Annotated in this window: 17 protein-coding genes; 13 read left to right on the top strand and 4 right to left on the bottom strand. The window is 60.1% G+C overall.

Translation table 11 applies throughout. From position 1 onward, the window contains the following. A partial coding sequence (locus tag VNZ65_RS10150) for an alpha/beta fold hydrolase (RefSeq protein WP_325668561.1) occupies window positions 1-626 on the bottom strand: 626 nt, incomplete at its 3' end. 197 nt (window positions 627-823) lie between these two features. Between VNZ65_RS10150 and VNZ65_RS10145 the strand changes: the two genes are divergently transcribed. The 6 genes from VNZ65_RS10145 (at window position 824) to trmB (ending at window position 5,233) form a co-directional block, all read left to right on the top strand. Then, window positions 824-1,294, top strand: coding sequence for a GNAT family N-acetyltransferase (locus VNZ65_RS10145; protein ID WP_414649094.1), 471 nt, complete (start codon window positions 824-826; stop codon window positions 1,292-1,294). A 119-nt stretch (window positions 1,295-1,413) separates the two neighbouring features. Further along, a complete protein-coding gene (locus tag VNZ65_RS10140) occupies window positions 1,414-1,656 on the top strand; it encodes an accessory factor UbiK family protein (protein ID WP_325668559.1) in 243 nt (80 codons plus the stop codon). A 10-nt stretch (window positions 1,657-1,666) separates the two neighbouring features. Beyond that, the gene (locus VNZ65_RS10135; protein WP_325668557.1) at window positions 1,667-3,196 is read left to right on the top strand and encodes a YifB family Mg chelatase-like AAA ATPase; all 1,530 of its coding nucleotides are present in this window, start codon (window positions 1,667-1,669) and stop codon (window positions 3,194-3,196) included. 237 nt (window positions 3,197-3,433) lie between these two features. Beyond that, window positions 3,434-3,847: a carboxypeptidase-like regulatory domain-containing protein gene (locus VNZ65_RS10130; protein WP_325668555.1), complete on the top strand. Its 414-nt coding sequence runs from the start codon at window positions 3,434-3,436 to the stop codon at window positions 3,845-3,847. A gap of 313 nt (window positions 3,848-4,160) precedes the next feature. Next, entirely contained in the window at window positions 4,161-4,418 is a 258-nt protein-coding gene (locus tag VNZ65_RS10125; RefSeq protein ID WP_014008142.1) for a BTH_I0359 family protein, read from the top strand. A 125-nt stretch (window positions 4,419-4,543) separates the two neighbouring features. Next, complete coding sequence (gene trmB, locus VNZ65_RS10120; protein ID WP_325668553.1) at window positions 4,544-5,233, top strand: SAM-dependent methyltransferase; 690 nt, start codon at window positions 4,544-4,546, stop codon at window positions 5,231-5,233. A 55-nt stretch (window positions 5,234-5,288) separates the two neighbouring features. On the opposite strand, the gene VNZ65_RS10115 is transcribed toward trmB, so the two are convergent. Continuing rightward, a complete protein-coding gene (locus VNZ65_RS10115) occupies window positions 5,289-7,202 on the bottom strand; it encodes a potassium transporter Kup (protein ID WP_414649092.1) in 1,914 nt (637 codons plus the stop codon). A gap of 295 nt (window positions 7,203-7,497) precedes the next feature. After that, window positions 7,498-8,400, bottom strand: coding sequence for a 16S rRNA (cytidine(1402)-2'-O)-methyltransferase (gene rsmI, locus VNZ65_RS10110; protein WP_325668549.1), 903 nt, complete (start codon window positions 8,398-8,400; stop codon window positions 7,498-7,500). Window positions 8,401-8,412: 12 nt separating this feature from the next. Between rsmI and VNZ65_RS10105 the strand changes: the two genes are divergently transcribed. From VNZ65_RS10105 to VNZ65_RS10075, 7 genes are all read left to right on the top strand, one after another. Beyond that, on the top strand, window positions 8,413-9,570 hold the full coding sequence (locus VNZ65_RS10105) for a penicillin-binding protein activator (protein ID WP_325668547.1): 1,158 nt from the start codon (window positions 8,413-8,415) through the stop codon (window positions 9,568-9,570). A 19-nt stretch (window positions 9,571-9,589) separates the two neighbouring features. Then, complete coding sequence (locus VNZ65_RS10100) at window positions 9,590-9,967, top strand: YraN family protein (RefSeq protein ID WP_325668545.1); 378 nt, start codon at window positions 9,590-9,592, stop codon at window positions 9,965-9,967. 83 nt (window positions 9,968-10,050) lie between these two features. Next, window positions 10,051-10,647 (top strand): phosphoheptose isomerase, encoded by a 597-nt coding sequence (locus tag VNZ65_RS10095; protein WP_061945094.1) that lies wholly within the window; start codon window positions 10,051-10,053, stop codon window positions 10,645-10,647. Continuing rightward, window positions 10,640-11,329: a BON domain-containing protein gene (locus VNZ65_RS10090; protein ID WP_325668542.1), complete on the top strand. Its 690-nt coding sequence runs from the start codon at window positions 10,640-10,642 to the stop codon at window positions 11,327-11,329. The genes VNZ65_RS10095 and VNZ65_RS10090 overlap by 8 nt, the downstream gene beginning before the upstream one ends. A gap of 97 nt (window positions 11,330-11,426) precedes the next feature. Beyond that, window positions 11,427-12,017, top strand: coding sequence for a LemA family protein (locus VNZ65_RS10085; RefSeq protein WP_197481618.1), 591 nt, complete (start codon window positions 11,427-11,429; stop codon window positions 12,015-12,017). A 51-nt stretch (window positions 12,018-12,068) separates the two neighbouring features. Continuing rightward, the gene (locus VNZ65_RS10080) at window positions 12,069-14,039 is read left to right on the top strand and encodes a M48 family metallopeptidase (RefSeq protein ID WP_325668539.1); all 1,971 of its coding nucleotides are present in this window, start codon (window positions 12,069-12,071) and stop codon (window positions 14,037-14,039) included. A gap of 88 nt (window positions 14,040-14,127) precedes the next feature. Next, the gene (locus VNZ65_RS10075) at window positions 14,128-14,661 is read left to right on the top strand and encodes a TlpA disulfide reductase family protein (protein ID WP_325668537.1); all 534 of its coding nucleotides are present in this window, start codon (window positions 14,128-14,130) and stop codon (window positions 14,659-14,661) included. Window positions 14,662-14,715: 54 nt separating this feature from the next. On the opposite strand, the gene VNZ65_RS10070 is transcribed toward VNZ65_RS10075, so the two are convergent. Next, window positions 14,716-15,228, bottom strand: a complete 513-nt coding sequence (locus VNZ65_RS10070; protein WP_325668535.1) for a winged helix DNA-binding protein — start codon at window positions 15,226-15,228, stop codon at window positions 14,716-14,718. Window positions 15,229-15,297: the final 69 nt, after the last annotated feature.

The following is a 15,297-nucleotide window of genomic DNA, read 5'->3' as shown; positions in this document are numbered from 1 at the left end:
GCCGGATCGTTGCGGATGGCGTCGATGATGATGCGGCGCCAGACCCGGTTGCGGCCGGAAATCTGGGTCGGCACGCTGGCCAGCGGCATCAGTGCATCCATGAATGCCGGATGCTGCTCGCCCCACATCCAGGTCTGCATGCCGCCCATCGACGTCCCCATCACCAGCCGCAAATGATTCACCTCCAGGGTTTCCGTCAGCAGCCGGTACTGCGCCTCGACCATATCCCGATAGCCGTAGTGCGGGAACCTGGCGCGCAAGCCATCGCTCGGCTTGCTGGAATTGCCATGGCCGATGCCGTCGGGCAGGATCAGGAAATAGCGCGAGGCATCGAGCAGCTGGCCGGGACCGAACAGCTCGCCGGAAAATTCCGGCCGGATGAACTGGGCGCCGGAGCCGCCGGTGCCATGCAGGATCAGCACGGCGTTATTGACCTTGCCGTCAGCGCCGCGCTGCGCTGTGCCGTAAGTGCGGTAATGGATGCGCAGTTCCGGCAGGGTCTCGCCGGATGCAAAATGAAAATCCTTGAAAACGGCATCATGCTCCGCCGCCTGCGGCTCGTTCGCCTGCGCAGCAGCGGAGAAACAGAATGCCGCGCTCAGAATCAGTAATTTTAAATAAGTCATATCGCTCCTTGATGATTGTCTTTTATGAAAGACTATCATTGCACGCCGCAGATCCAAAGTTTTCCGTATTGGACCTATAAATATAACCAATCTTGGATCTTTGATGATACCAACTTCAAGCGCTACGATGAACCCTGTTTTGTAACCGGCTCCGCTGCACATGTTGGCGAGTTCATTCATTTCAACAGGAGATCGTCTTGGCTTCACAATCCCCATCCCGTCCAAATATTGTCATCAAGCCGCTGAGCGAACAAGACTTCGCCGCCTGGGAAGCGCAATGGCTTGGCTATCTTGGCTTCTATGAAGCCGAGGTTCCTGCCGCCACCCGTCTCATCACCTGGCAACGCCTGCTGGATCCCAGCGAGCCGATGTCTGGCGCCCTGGCGACGATCGACGGCAAGGCGGTCGGCGTAGTGCACTGGATTTTCCATCGCTCTTGCTGGACCGTGGAACACTCCTGCTACCTGCAGGATTTGTATGTCGCCCCCGAGCAGCGCGGCAGCGGCCTCGGCCGGCGCCTGATCGAACATGTCTACGCAGCCGCCAAAGCTGCCGGCAGCACCCGCGTGCATTGGCTGACCCGTGAAACCAACAGCACGGCGATGCAGCTGTACGACCGTATCGCTCAGCGTTCCGGCTTCCTGCAATACCGCAAGCAGCTGGCTTAAAGCCCGTTAGGGAATAACTTGGTCAGTAAAGGCTTAAACTGCCGCCCGCACGCACAATTCCGATGTAGGGTTTGCTCGTATCGGTTATCATTTTTCTTATTTACCGCCGGAGCACAGCCATGAACAAACCCAATTTTTTCGACGACATCCAAGCCAAGATCAACCAGGCCATCGAAAACTCCCCTGCCAAGGATATCGAGAAGAACGTCAAGGCCATGCTGGGCCAGGGCTTTGCCAAGCTGGACCTGGTGACGCGCGAGGAATTTGACGTGCAAGCCCAGGTGCTGGCCAGCACCCGCGCCAAGCTCGAAGCGCTTGAAGCTCGCGTGGCTGAGCTTGAAGCGCAATTGAAACACCCGTAATACCCAGCCAGTGACGCTGGCTGTCTTGAAAAGCCGCGCGCTGGCAGGCATGCAAGCGCCGGCAGTCACGGTGGAAGTTCATCTGGCCAACGGCCTGCCCAGCTTCACCATCGTCGGCCTGCCCGAAACCGAGGTCAAGGAATCCAAGGACCGGGTGCGCGCGGCGCTGCAAAATGCCCGTTTTGAATTCCCTTCCCGCCGCATCACCGTCAATCTGGCGCCTGCCGATTTGCCCAAGGAATCGGGCCGCTTCGACTTGCCGATTGCGCTCGGCATCCTGGCCGCGTCTGGACAAATTCCGGCGGACGAACTGGATGACTACGAATTCGCCGGCGAACTGTCGCTCTCCGGCGAACTCAGGCCGATACGCGGCGCGTTGGCGATGACCTTCGCCATGACGGCCGCCGGCGCCAGTGCGCCAGCCGGTAAAAGCCGCGCCTTCATCCTGCCCCAAGCCAATGCCGACGAGGCAGCCCTGGTCACCGACGCCCGCATTTTACCAGCCGACAGCTTGCTGCAAGTGTGTGCCCACTTTTCTTCTAAGCAAACAGAGACAAGGCTATCGCGCCATGCTGCGGCGCTGCTGCGGAAGCCCCCGCGCTATCAGGATTTCAGCGATGTCAAAGGTCAGCTGCAAGCCAAGCGCGCGCTGGAAGTCGCCGCAGCTGGCGGTCATGGCGTGCTGCTGATCGGTCCGCCAGGCACCGGCAAGTCGATGCTGGCGGCGCGTTTCGCCGGCATTTTGCCGCCGATGAGCGATCTCGACGCCCTGGAATCGGCGGCCGTACAGTCGCTCACCAGCGGCTTTGCCAGCGCCAACTGGAAGGTGCGGCCATACCGGGCGCCGCATCACACGGCATCGGCCGTGGCGCTGGTGGGCGGCGGCAGTCCGCCCCGTCCCGGCGAAATTTCGCTGGCCCACCGCGGCGTCCTGTTCCTGGACGAGCTGCCGCAATTCGAGCGCCGCGTGCTGGAAGTGTTGCGGGAGCCGCTTGAATGCGGCCGCATCACGATTTCGCGCGCAGCCCGGCAGGCCGACTTCCCGGCGCGGTTCCAGCTGATCGCAGCCATGAATCCCTGCCCTTGCGGTTATCTGGGACACCCGGTCAAGCAATGCCGCTGTACGCCCGACAGTATCCTGCGCTACCAGAACAAGATATCGGGTCCGCTCATCGATCGCATCGACATGCAGATCCAGGTGCCGGCCTTGCCTCATGATCAGCTGCTGAAGGCCGCCGAGAGCGAACCGTCGGCGCTCATCGCGGCGCGCGTCGAGCGCATATATGCGCTGCAGCTGGCGCGCCAGGGCAAGCAGAACAACGCATTGTCGGCCAATGAGATCGATGACTATTGCAAACCCGACAGCGCCGGCGAAAACATTCTGCGCACCGCCATGGCGCGCCTCGACTGGTCGGCGCGCGGTTATCACCGGGTGCTGAAAGTGGCCCGCACTATCGCCGACCTGGATGCAGCTGAAAGCATTGCCGCCTGCCATGTCGCAGAAGCGATCCAATATCGCCGTGCGTTGCATCAAGCTTGACCGCGGAGCAAGCGAGCGACATCTATGTGACGCAGCCAGCATTGACAGTCCGGTAAACCGAGCATGCCCCAGCCAGTCGGGTAGGATAAAGGACGAGATGTTTTTTTGCATCCGTATCAATTCCAGCGATTGATCCATCTTCCCGGTGGATTTAAGTCAGCTTTAATTTTCAAGCCGTATGCTGGGTTTCATGGGCCGGCACAGTTCGCAGCCCAACGCATTTCAGGAGGAATCATCATGAATAAGCGTACTCTTCTCGCACTCGGCGCGCTGCTCGCCGCTACGCTGGCCGTGAATGCCAGCGCCGCTCCTGTCGCAGTCACCAAAGGTAGCGCCACCTATATGTCTGGCGGCATAGGCCTGGACGAATCGACCTTGATACAGCAAGAGGCAAAAAATTATCCGCTGGAGCTTGAGTTCGTCGTCAAGGCATCGCCCAAGGACGAGTATGCCGCCGACGTCCATGTAAAAATCAGCGATGCCAGCAGCAACGTGGTGCTGGACGCCGTTTCCAACGGACCATTTTTCCTGGCCAAGCTGCCCGCCGGCAGCTACCTGCTGACGGCTGCCAAGAATGGCCAGGTGAAAGAACGCAAGATCGCCATCACGCCAGGATCGCATCAGCACATCATGTTTGAATGGCAGGAATGATTGTTGGGCCATGGCCAGGCATAGCCAGCAGTAAAGTTATGTGACGCTATCAGTCGTCAGCAAGTGATATATAAATATTTTATGAGCTCTTAGAAGAAATGCATTGCCTTGATCAATATTTAGCACGTGACAAAAACAGCCTGTGGCGTACTATGTAATTGCATCGAGCGCAAAAATTCTTTTACCACTGAAATATGTCTGTCCAAGCGGAAACATATGCCTCAGAGAAGGAGTTAACAACAATATTTTCACTAGCTGGCTTGAAAACTGCTTATTCGATCATTACCTTCTGTTCTAACTACCGGGAGCGCATATGAACCTGATTTATAACAGTGACCAATACAGCGTCGTCGAATTTGGTGCCGATGAACAACGCGAAGCTTTACGTTTCGGCGGCTATGAAATCGTCGATAAATCGTTCAAGCGCGAGATTTTCATTGCTGGTGCCTTGGCTGAATTTTTCCGTAAAGGGGTCGAAGACCTGATCGCGACCGAGCCGAGCATCGAGGATATCGATGCTTTCCTGGGCAATTACGACTCGATGATGAGCCAGCCCGTCACCTTGCAGTAAGCCTGCCGCCGTTCAATAACTCACTCCAGCCAGTCCGTTATCGCCGATAGCTACGGCGTTAATGGGCCAGGCGGGGCGCTTGAGGTATATTGCCGTACCTTTTACATTGCATCCGGTACGTCAACATGTACGCCAATTCCAGCCCGATTCACAGCGCCCAGAGCGGCGTCCACGACCAGCTTGCGGCCACCGTCGCCAAGCATGCAGCCCATACCTTTCAAAAACCCGTCAGTTCCTACAATCAAAGCGCGTTCGACTACAGCATCGCCGCCTGGCGCACTGCCGGCAGCCTGCCGCTGATTCTCGATGCCGGCTGCGGCGTCGGCCTCTCGACCATGCATCTGGCGGCGCAGTATCCCGATCATTTCGTGATCGGCGTCGACCAGTCCGCCGACCGGGTCGGCCGCAACACGCTATGGCCGGGGCCGGCGGCGCTGCCGCACAACTTCATCCGCATCCGCGCCGACCTGGTGGACTACTGGCGCCTGCTGCTGGCGGCACAGATTTTCCCGGCGCGCCACTACCTGCTGTATCCGAACCCGTGGCCGAAAATCGGCCAGCTTAGCCGGCGCTGGCATGGCCATCCGGTGTTTCCGGCCATCGTCTCCCTGGGCGGCATCCTGGAATGCCGCAGCAACTGGCGAATCTATGTCGAGGAGTGCGCCAGCGCCTTGCAGCAGTTAAGCGGTCTGGCGGTCGGCTGCGAACCATATCTTCCTGCTCAGCCGATCACGCCGTTTGAGGGGAAATACCTGGCATCGGGCCATCAATTGTGGCGCTGCCAGGTGCAGCTCTCTTCCACATCCAACGCTTAAAAAAGAAAATCCCCGCAAACCATAGAGGTTTGCGGGGATTTTCTTTGCCGACAGCTTAAATTTCTACCTTGGTGCCCAGTTCGACCACCCGGTTGATCGGGATGTGGAAGAAGTCGGAAGGCTTGGCCGCATTCTGGTACATCCAGGCGAACAGCTTTTCGCGCCACAGATGCATGCCTGGGATCTTGCTCGGGATCACGGTATCGCGCGCCAGGAAGAAGGAAGTATCCATCACGTCGAACTCCAGGCCGAACTGCGCCGTGGTCAGCGCCATCACGGTCTGTACGTCAGGCGCTTCCTTGAAACCGAAAGCCGCGCGCAGGACGTAGACATCGCTGCCCAGTTCCTTCAGGGTCAGGCGTTTGCTGTCTTCGACAAACGGCACGTCCCAGATGCTGATTTTGAGGAAGAACACGCGCTTGTGCAGGATACGGTTGTGTTTCAGATTGTGCAGCAGCGCTACCGGCACGGTGGTCTTGTTGCCGGTCATGAACACCGCGGTGCCATCGACCCGATGCGGCGGATGCGCCAGCAGGCCTTCGATGAAAGGTTCCAGCGGAATCCCTTCGTCCTTGCTGCGCTCGCGCAACAGCATGCGGCCGGCGTACCAGGTCATCAACAGGAAGAAGGCGATGCCGCCGAGCAGCAATGGGAACCAGCCGCCGTCGACGATCTTCAGCAGGTTGGCGGCAAAGAAGGCGAAATCGACAATGAAAAAAGCACTGATGACCAGCGCCACCAGGAACGGATTCCACTTCCAGACCGTGCGCATGACCACTGCTGCCAGCACCGTGGTGATCAGCATGGTGGTGGTCACCGCCACGCCGTAAGCGGCGGCCAGGTTATCGGATTTCTTGAAGGCCAGCACCACGCCCACCACCAGCAACAGCAGCATCCAGTTGATCACCGGCACATAGATCTGGCCGCGCTCATCTTCCGACGTATGCAAGATGCGCATGCGCGGCACAAAGCCCAGCAGGATCGCCTGGCTGGTCAGCGAAAACGCGCCCGAAATAACTGCTTGCGACGCGATCACGGTGGCGGCTGTCGCCAGGATCACCATCGGCAGCAGCAAGGCGTCCGGCACCATCAGGTAAAACGGATTCTGGACCGCGGCAGGATTGAGCAGCAGGTTGGCGCCTTGGCCAAAGTAGTTCAGCATCAGGCAAGGCATGACGGTAAACAGCCAGGCAAAACGAATCGGACGGATACCGAAGTGGCCCATGTCGGCATACAGGGCTTCGGCGCCGGTCAGCACCAGCACCACCGAACCCAGCACCACGAATGCTTGCAGCGCGTGCTGCTGCATGAAGGCGACGGCATAGTAAGGATTGATCGCGACCAGGATCTCCGGCGCCTTGACGACGTTGTAGATGCCCAGCAAACCGAGCGAAATGAACCACACGAACATCACCGGGCCGAACAGCTTGCCTACCACCGTGGTGCCGTGCTTCTGGATCAGGAACAGGGCGATCAGGATCACCAGCGACAGCGGCAGGACGAAGCGCGTCAGTCCCGGCGTCGCGATTTCCAGCCCTTCCACCGCCGACAGCACCGAGATCGCCGGCGTGATCACGACGTCGCCATAAAACATGCAGGCGCCGAAGACACCCAGCATCATCAGCGTCTTGGCGCGCTTGGAACCGCTCTTGGCGGTGCGCAGCGAGAGCGCCATCAGGGCCAGCACGCCGCCCTCGCCGTTGTTGTCGGCACGCATCACGAACAAGACGTACTTGAGCGAGACCACGATGGTAATCGCCCAGAACAGCATCGAGATAATTCCCAGCACCGCATCCGGCGTGAACGGAATACCGTGGTCGGTGCTGAAACACTCTTTCAGCGCGTACAGCGGACTGGTGCCGATGTCGCCGAACACGATTCCCAGAGCAGCCAGCGTGATGATGTGAAACCGGGAAGACTTGAATCCTGGACTGCTGCTGGTTTGCGTTGTACTCATGTTTTCTCTCATCTTATTAGTAAGGCCCCATCAGGGAACAAGGGCAAGTCCGGCCGTATCCCAAGCCTGCTTACTTCAATTTGATTGCTTTTTTAAAAATTGTTTGTCGCGTTGCACAAGGTGGCGGATTTTACTATCGAACCCCATGCAGGAACTAATTTGTCGCGCCGCCGCCGTTGCTAAATTACACCCTCGCATGGTCATTTTTGTGCCTATATTCCGGCACACATCTGATTCAAACCTGTCGGATGGAAACATGGCAGATTTCATCCATAGCAAAAAAACATTAAGCACATCTTATTCTTACCTAAGCGTCTTTCAAAGCCAAAGCCCGCTCGTACAGGGCATTTTTCTTTTGGCCGGTGATTTGCGCCGCCAGGGCAGAAGCTTGCTTGATCGACAATTCCGCCAGCAAGATCTGCAGGACCCGCTCGCCTTCGGCGCTGTCGTCGAGCGCAACCGGCGCCGCTTCCACCAGCACCACGAATTCGCCTTTTTGCCGGTTAGCCTCGGCCGCCAGCCACGCCGGCGCCTCACCTAGCGTGCAGCGGTGGACGCTTTCGAACAGCTTGGTCAGCTCGCGCGCCAGCACGATGCGGCGTTCCGGCCCGAATGCCTGCAGCAGGGCATCGACGGTTTCGACGATACGATGCGGCGCTTCGTACAGCACCAGCGTGGCGCTGGCGCCGGCCAGGCCGGCGAGGACAATCTCGCGCTGGCGCGCCTTGCTCGGCAGGAATCCGATGAACTGGAACTGATCGTTGACCAGGCCGCTGACCGACAGCGCCGTCACGGCGGCCGACGGCCCCGGCAGCGGCAAGGCGCGCAAACCCGCGTTCAGCACGGCGTCGACGATGCGGGCGCCCGGATCGGACACCGCCGGCGTGCCGGCGTCGGACACCAGGGCGATCCGTTCGCCGGCCTGCAGGCGCGCCACGATCTTCTGCGCCACTTCGCGCTCATTGTGCTCATGCGCCGCCAGCAAGGTCTTGGACAAGCCATAGCGTCCCAGCAAATGTGCGGTATTTCGGGTGTCCTCACAGGCCACGGCGTCGACCATGGACAATACATGCAAGGCACGCAGGCTGATATCGCAGACATTCCCGATCGGTGTGGCCAGCACATATAATGTAGACGCCGGATACGCTTGCTGCGCCACCTCGTCCAATATCACTGGATTGATGAAGGCGCTGGCAGATTGATGAGTCATGGGGAGTTATGAATGTTATATAAATGGGCGAAGCTGGCTAAACGGGTCAAGCTTGCATTAGCGGCGGGTATCCTGTTGAACGGATTGTGCCCGCCTGCGCTGGCAAATACAACCTCGGTCGACGTTACGGCGGCCGATGCCGACGCCAATGTCATCCCGCTGGCCAGCATCGCCTTGCTGCTGCCATTGCGCTCGGGGCCGCTGGGCGCCGCCGCCGATGCGGTCCGCAGCGGCTTCCTGAACGCCTACGAACGCGACAAGAGCGGCCTGGCGGTCAGCGTGATCGAAGCCGCCGATACCGGGCCCGACATGCTGGCGGCTTACACCGAGGCTGGAAAAAAATACGATATCCTGGTGGGTCCGCTGTCGCGCACCGGCCTCACCGCCATTCTCCAGAACGGCCATGTGGACAAGCCGACCATCGCCCTGACCCAGCCGGACTCCGGCGGCGCCCTGCCGGCGCAGCTGCTGCCGGCCGGCCTCTCGATCGAAGCCGAGGCGCGCCAGGTGGCCACCTGGGTCGGCGCCGATTACGCGCCCGGCAAGGTACTGGTGCTGAGCACCAGCGCCGCCTGGCAAAAACGCGTTGCCAATGCTTTCGTCCAGCAGATCCTGGGCAGCGGCCTGCACGCCGAAGTGGTGACGCTGAATCTGGAAAACGGCGCCTTCAATGTCGATGCCCTGACCCAGCTGCAGCAAAAAGTGGAAGGGGAGATGCCGCGCCTGCTGTTTGCCGCGCTGAATGCCGACCAGACCAAGCAGATACGCATTGCCATCGGCGACCAGACGCCGATCTTCGGCATTTCCCAGCTGAATCCGCTGCCCCTCAACGACAACAGCCCCGAGCACCAGATCCCTGAGCTGAATGGGGTGCAGCTGGTGGATATTCCATGGCAGGTGCAGCCGGACCACCCGGCAGTGATGGTTTACCCGCGCCAGGAAGTAGCTGCCGGCCAGCGCCGCAACGCCGACCTGGAACGCCTGTATGCGCTGGGCATCGATGCCTTCCGCATCGCCCGTGAAATCGCCGCCCGCAATAGCGTATTCCAGATCGACGGCGTCACCGGCAAGCTGAATGTCCGCTTTGGCGTCGGCGCCCCGAGTTTCGAGCGCCTCGAACCGGCTGCGATCTACCAGAACGGCGTCGTCGTGCCGCAGCAGGCCCAGTAAGTTCGACGCCGGCCGCCTGATGCAGACGCCCATTTCGAGCAGCCAGGCCAGCGGCAAACTGGCGGAAGACCAGGCGCTGCGCTATCTGCAGCGCCACGGCCTCAAGCTGGTGGCCCGGAATTTCCGCTGCAAAGGCGGTGAAATCGATCTGATCATGTCGCAACCGGCGTCCTCTCAAGGCGCGCAAGAGCTGCTGGTGTTTGTCGAAGTCAGGCAACGCCGCAGCCAGCGCTTTGGCGGTGCGGCGGCCAGCGTGACGTCCGCCAAGCAAAGCCGGCTGATCCTCGCCGCCCAGGTTTTCCTGCAGCGCTATGCACAGCCGCCCGCCTGCCGCTTCGACGTGCTGGCCATGGACGCCGACAACATAGACTGGATCAGGCAGGCATTCGAAGCCTAGAGGCTATAATCAGCGCCAGATTAACCAGAAACCCGGCCGCCACTGCTGTACGGCGGCAGCATTCCACCCTCAATACCGACATCATGATAAACCAACGTATCCTGGCGCACTTCAATGAAAGCGCTGAACTCAAGGCCCGCGCAGCGGAAGTCCTGGCAGCGCCGATTGCCAGCGCAGTTGAACTTATGTTCTCCGCGCTGTCCAATGGCAACAAGATTCTTGCCTGCGGCAACGGCGGCTCGGCTGCCGACTGCCAGCATTTCGCGGCCGAACTGGTCGGGCGCTTTGAGCGGGAACGCCTGCCGCTGCCGGCATTGGCGCTGACAACCGATACCTCGATCATCACCGCGGTCGGCAACGATTACAGCTACAACGAAATCTTTTCCAAGCAAGTGCAAGCGTTTGGACAAGCCGGCGATGTGCTGTTAGCGTTTTCCACCTCCGGCAATTCGGCCAACATCCTGGCGGCCATCGATGTGGCGCTGGAGCGCGACATGCGGGTGGTGGCCATGACCGGCAAAGGCGGCGGCGCCATCGGCAAGAAACTGACTGAAGCAGATGTGCATATCTGCGTGCCGCACGACCGTACCGCGCGCATCCAGGAAGTACACCTGCTGACGATTCACTGCTTATGCGACGGCATCGATGTCGCTTTATTTGGAGGAGATGCGAATGATTGACAGGCAAAATCCGCGCTGGAGCAAGCTGCAACGGCCATTGGCCGCGGTAGCATTATGCGGCGCCGTGGTGATGGGTTTGCAAGGCTGCGTGGCGCTGGCGCTGGGCGGCGCCGTGGCCGGCGGTTTCGCGGCGACCGATCGGCGTACGCTGGGCGCGCAGACCGAGGACAAAGCCATCATGGTGAAGGCCGAAACCCGGATTCCGTCAGTGGTCGGCCAGGATGGGCATGTCAACGCCACCAGCTACAACCGCAAGGTCTTGCTGACCGGCGAAGTGCGTGACGATGCCGCCAAGGCCGCGGCGGAAAAGGAAGCGCAATCAATCGAAAACGTCCACTCCGTCGCCAATGAACTGGCGGTCGGCGCGCCGTCGAGCTTCTCCTCGCGCTCCAACGATACCTTCATCACCAGCAAGGTCATCGCCTCGCTGGTCGACGCCAAGGACGTGTTCGGCAATTCGATCAAGGTCGTCACCGAGCGCGGCAACGTCTACCTGATGGGCCGGGTCACCGAACGCGAAGGCAAACGTGCCGGTGAAATTGCTGCCGGCGTCAGCGGCGTGCAAAAAGTTGTGAAGGTGTTCGAATACATCACTGAGGATGAATTGATGCAAATGTCATCCGCACCTAGGGATTCGTCATCAGCGCCTAAGGATGCGGCCCAGCCGGCCGCTCAGCCTTAAAAGGGGAACGCGGGCCGCAAGTGGCTTGCATTTCCCCCGCTACTCAAGTAACGTTGCCGCTGGACAAATGTCCGGCGGCTTTTTTTTGGGGAAAAACATGATCGGCTTCATCATCTTTCTGGCAATTGTGCTTGTCATCGTCTTCTGGGTTGTCGGCATCTATAACCGTCTGGTGAGCTTCCGCAACCGCTTCAAGAATGCCTTCGCGCAGATCGACGTGCAGCTGAAACGCCGCTACGACCTGATCCCGAACCTGGTGGAAACCGCCAAGGGCTACATGAAGCACGAGCGCGAAACGCTGGAAGCGGTGATTTCGGCGCGCAACCAGGCGGTCACCGCCAACGCCAAGGTTGGCGGCAACGCCACCGACGCCGCCGCCGTGCAGCAGATGGCGGCCAGCGAAGGTGCGCTCAGCGCCAGCCTGGGCAAGCTGTTTGCCTTGTCGGAAGCCTATCCCGACCTCAAGGCCAATCAAAACATGATGCAGCTCACCGAGGAACTGACCGGCACCGAAAACAAGATCGGCTTCTCGCGCCAGGCGTATAACGACAGCGTGATGGAATACAACACGGCGATCGAACAGTTTCCGGGTTCGATCCTGGCCAACATGTTCGCTTTCAAGCAGGCGGAACTGCTGCAGGCGACTGAAGCACCGGAAGAACGCAAGGCCGTCAAGGTGACCTTTTAAGATCCGCCCGTGATCCTGATTCTGATTGCACCGCCGCTGGCGGTCTGAACCATGACGTTCTTTGAGCAGCAGCACCAGGCGCGCCAGGAAACCCGAAAACTGGTATTCCTGTTTGCGCTGGCAGTAATCGCCATCGTGCTGGCCGTCAACCTGGCCATGGCCTTGCTGTGGAATTTCAAGTTCGGCGGCCACCATGAGATGTTGCGCAGCTATCCGAAAGGCTTCTTCGCCATCAATACCCTGATCACGCTGGCGCTGATCGGCGGCGGCACCCTGATCCAGACTTTCAATTTGCGCGATGGCGGCGACGCCGTGGCGCTGATGGCCGGCGGCCGCCTGATCGCGCCGGCTACCGGCGATCTGCAGGAACGGCGCTTGCTCAACGTGGTGGAGGAAATGGCGCTGGCGTCCGGCATCGCCTGTCCCAAAGTCTATCTGCTGGAACATGAAGATGCGATCAACGCCTTCGCTGCCGGCTACAACCAGAATGAAGCAGTAGTCGCAGTCACGCGCGGCACCCTGAACCGCCTCACGCGCGATGAACTGCAAGGCGTGGTGGGCCACGAATTCAGCCATATCCTGAATGGCGACATGCGCCTGAACGTACACCTGATCGGCGTCCTGTTCGGCATCCAGATGATTGCCGGCTTCGGCCAGCAGCTGATGAACTTCGGCCGTTTTTCTGGCAGCAGCCGCGACGACAAGGGGCCGCCGTGGCAGTTGGTGATGCTGTTTGCCGGCCTGGCGCTGTTCGTGGTCGGCTACATCGGCATCTTTTTCGGCCGCCTCATCAAGTCGGCGGTGTCGCGCCAGCGCGAATTCCTGGCCGACGCCAGCGCGGTCCAGTTCACCCGTAACCCGGAAGGCATCGGCGGCGCCCTGCGCAAGATCGGCGGCCTCACCGACGGCAAGCGGATCGGCTCGCAGATCGATCACCAGAACGCTGAACAGCTATCACACCTGTTTCTCGGCAGCGTGCGCCCCAACCTGCTGGATGGCTGGTTTGCCACCCATCCGCCACTGACGGAGCGCCTGCACAGGATTTACGGCAGAAGCGTGGGACCGCTGGAGGCGCCGGAACTGCCGCAGCCTCTTGCTGAAAACAGCGCGCGCCTGGCCGACTTGCCGTTTGCCGCGGCCGGCTTCGCCAGTGCGGTAGCGCCAAGCCAATTGCCCTCCTCGGTCTCTACCGTGGCAGCGACACCCACGCTCGAATTCGGCAACAGCAGCAGCCGTTCGCCGCTGTCGCCGCAGCTCGATGGCGCCGTGCGCGATCCAGCCGGCGCTTGTGCAGTCGTCTATGCCTTGCTGCTGGGCGAAGGCGCGGAGCGCGATGCGCAACTGGCGCTCCTCAAGAAGGAAGCGCCGCAGCAGGCTGCCTTGACCAGCTTCCTGGCCGAGACCATCGTCCAGCTGCCGCTCAGCGCCCGCCTGCCGCTGGTCGACCTGGCGGCACCGGCCCTGCGCCAGCTGCCGCAAGCCGCACGCGACCGCCTGCTGACGATTGTCGAGCAGCTGATCGCCGCCGACAGCCGCATCACGTTGGCCGAATTTGTGCTGCAAACCATCCTGACGCGCCGCCTGGCGCCGCGCGCCGGGCGGCTGGTGCCGATCAGATTCAATCGGCTGTCTGATTTGCGCGCCGACGCCGCCCTGCTGCTGTCGCTGGTAGCGCATGTGGCAGTGCCAGCCGCGCGCGCCGACCACGTAGCCGCACGGCTGGCAGCGTTCCTGCGCGGCGCCCAAGCCTGCCCTGAATTACAGCTGGCGGCCCAGGATTATTGCGATGGCGCCAGCCTCAGCTTCCCGCGCGTGCGCCTGGCGCTGGATAACGCCAACCAGCTGGCGCCGCTGGCCAAGCCGCAACTGATCAAGGCGCTGCTGGCGGCGGCCGAGGACGGCAATCCCCTGGAAATCACCAGCGCCGATATCCTGCGCGCGATTTGCGCCGGTATCGAGGCACCGATCCCGCCGGCGGTGGCAGCCACTTATCAGGCTTACCCCTGGCAATTTGATAACTAACAATCGGCAAATCCAGACTTTCCGGCAAAACCCGTAACGGATGGCTATAATGATTGTTCCCGGGCCTCGCCCGTATTGGATTTCTGTCATGCAAGCTCAAACTGAAAACACAGCCGGCAAGCGGCTCTGGATCAAGCTGGCGGGCGCTGCCGCCGTGGTAGTGCTGGCTGTGGGCGGTTACATGTCGATGTCGGATACGCATGCCGCGCCGGACGTCAGTTTCACCAATCTGAAAGGCGAACAGGTCTCGCTGAAGAGCTTGCGCGGCAAGGTCGTGATGGTGAATTTCTGGGCCACCAGCTGCACCACCTGCGTCGCCGAGATGCCGAAAATGGTGCAGACCTACAATGCCTACAAGGACAAGGGCCTGGATTATGTTGCCGTGGCAATGAGCTACGACCAGCCCAACTATGTCGTCAATTTCGCCCAGACCCGCAGCCTGCCGTTCCAGGTCGCGCTGGATACGCAAAGCAAGCTGGCGGACGCCTTTGGCGATGTCAAGCTGACGCCGACCACCTTCGTCATCGACAAACAAGGCAATATCATCAAGCGTTACGTAGGCGAACCCAAGTTCGCCGAGCTGCACGCGCTATTGGACAAGGCGCTGGCCGCATCGACATAAGATATCCACATAAGCAAAAAGGCGCTGCGAGCGCCTTTTTTTATGGGCTGCCGCCTAGCGAGATGTCGCCCCGCGCGAAGCCGTGTCGTACAAGCCGGACGCGGTGCGCAGGAGCTTGGCCGCGTCGCCCAGCGACTGGTTCGACAGGCCGGTATCGGACAGCACCGTAATCAGGCACTCCTCGCGCATTTCCCGATATCTGAGGCAGAGCGCATAACCGTCTTCGGTAGCGGAAAAATAGGCTTCCTTGCCGACTTTTTCACTCTTGACGTAACCCGCCTTCACCAGCTTCTTCAGTGCATAACTGGCAATGTGTGTATCCTCGATATTCAAGACGAAGCAGATGTCGGCCAGGCTTTTTTTACGTTCGCGATGGCACACGTGGTGCAACAAGGAGACTTCGACTGGTGTCATATCCTTGACTCCAGCCGCCGACATGCAGCGCGACATCCAGCGGTTGAAGGCATTGCCCGCGATAATCAAGGCATATTCCAGCTCAGACAATTCGACGCTGCTTTCCGACGCCAGATGGGCGGAAGACAGGATTTTAGGTGCGCTAACGTTCATATGTATCTCACTAAACGCCAAGAAAACCAAATCATACAGCCAGTTGCCTCAATTCGACGCCGAATTCGA

The sequence above is a fragment of the Collimonas sp. genome, from assembly GCF_035566555.1.
Lineage (GTDB): Bacteria > Pseudomonadota > Gammaproteobacteria > Burkholderiales > Burkholderiaceae_D > Collimonas.
The sequence above is the reverse complement of the archived record's forward strand: the minus strand, read 5'-3'. Positions and strand labels throughout refer to the sequence as shown.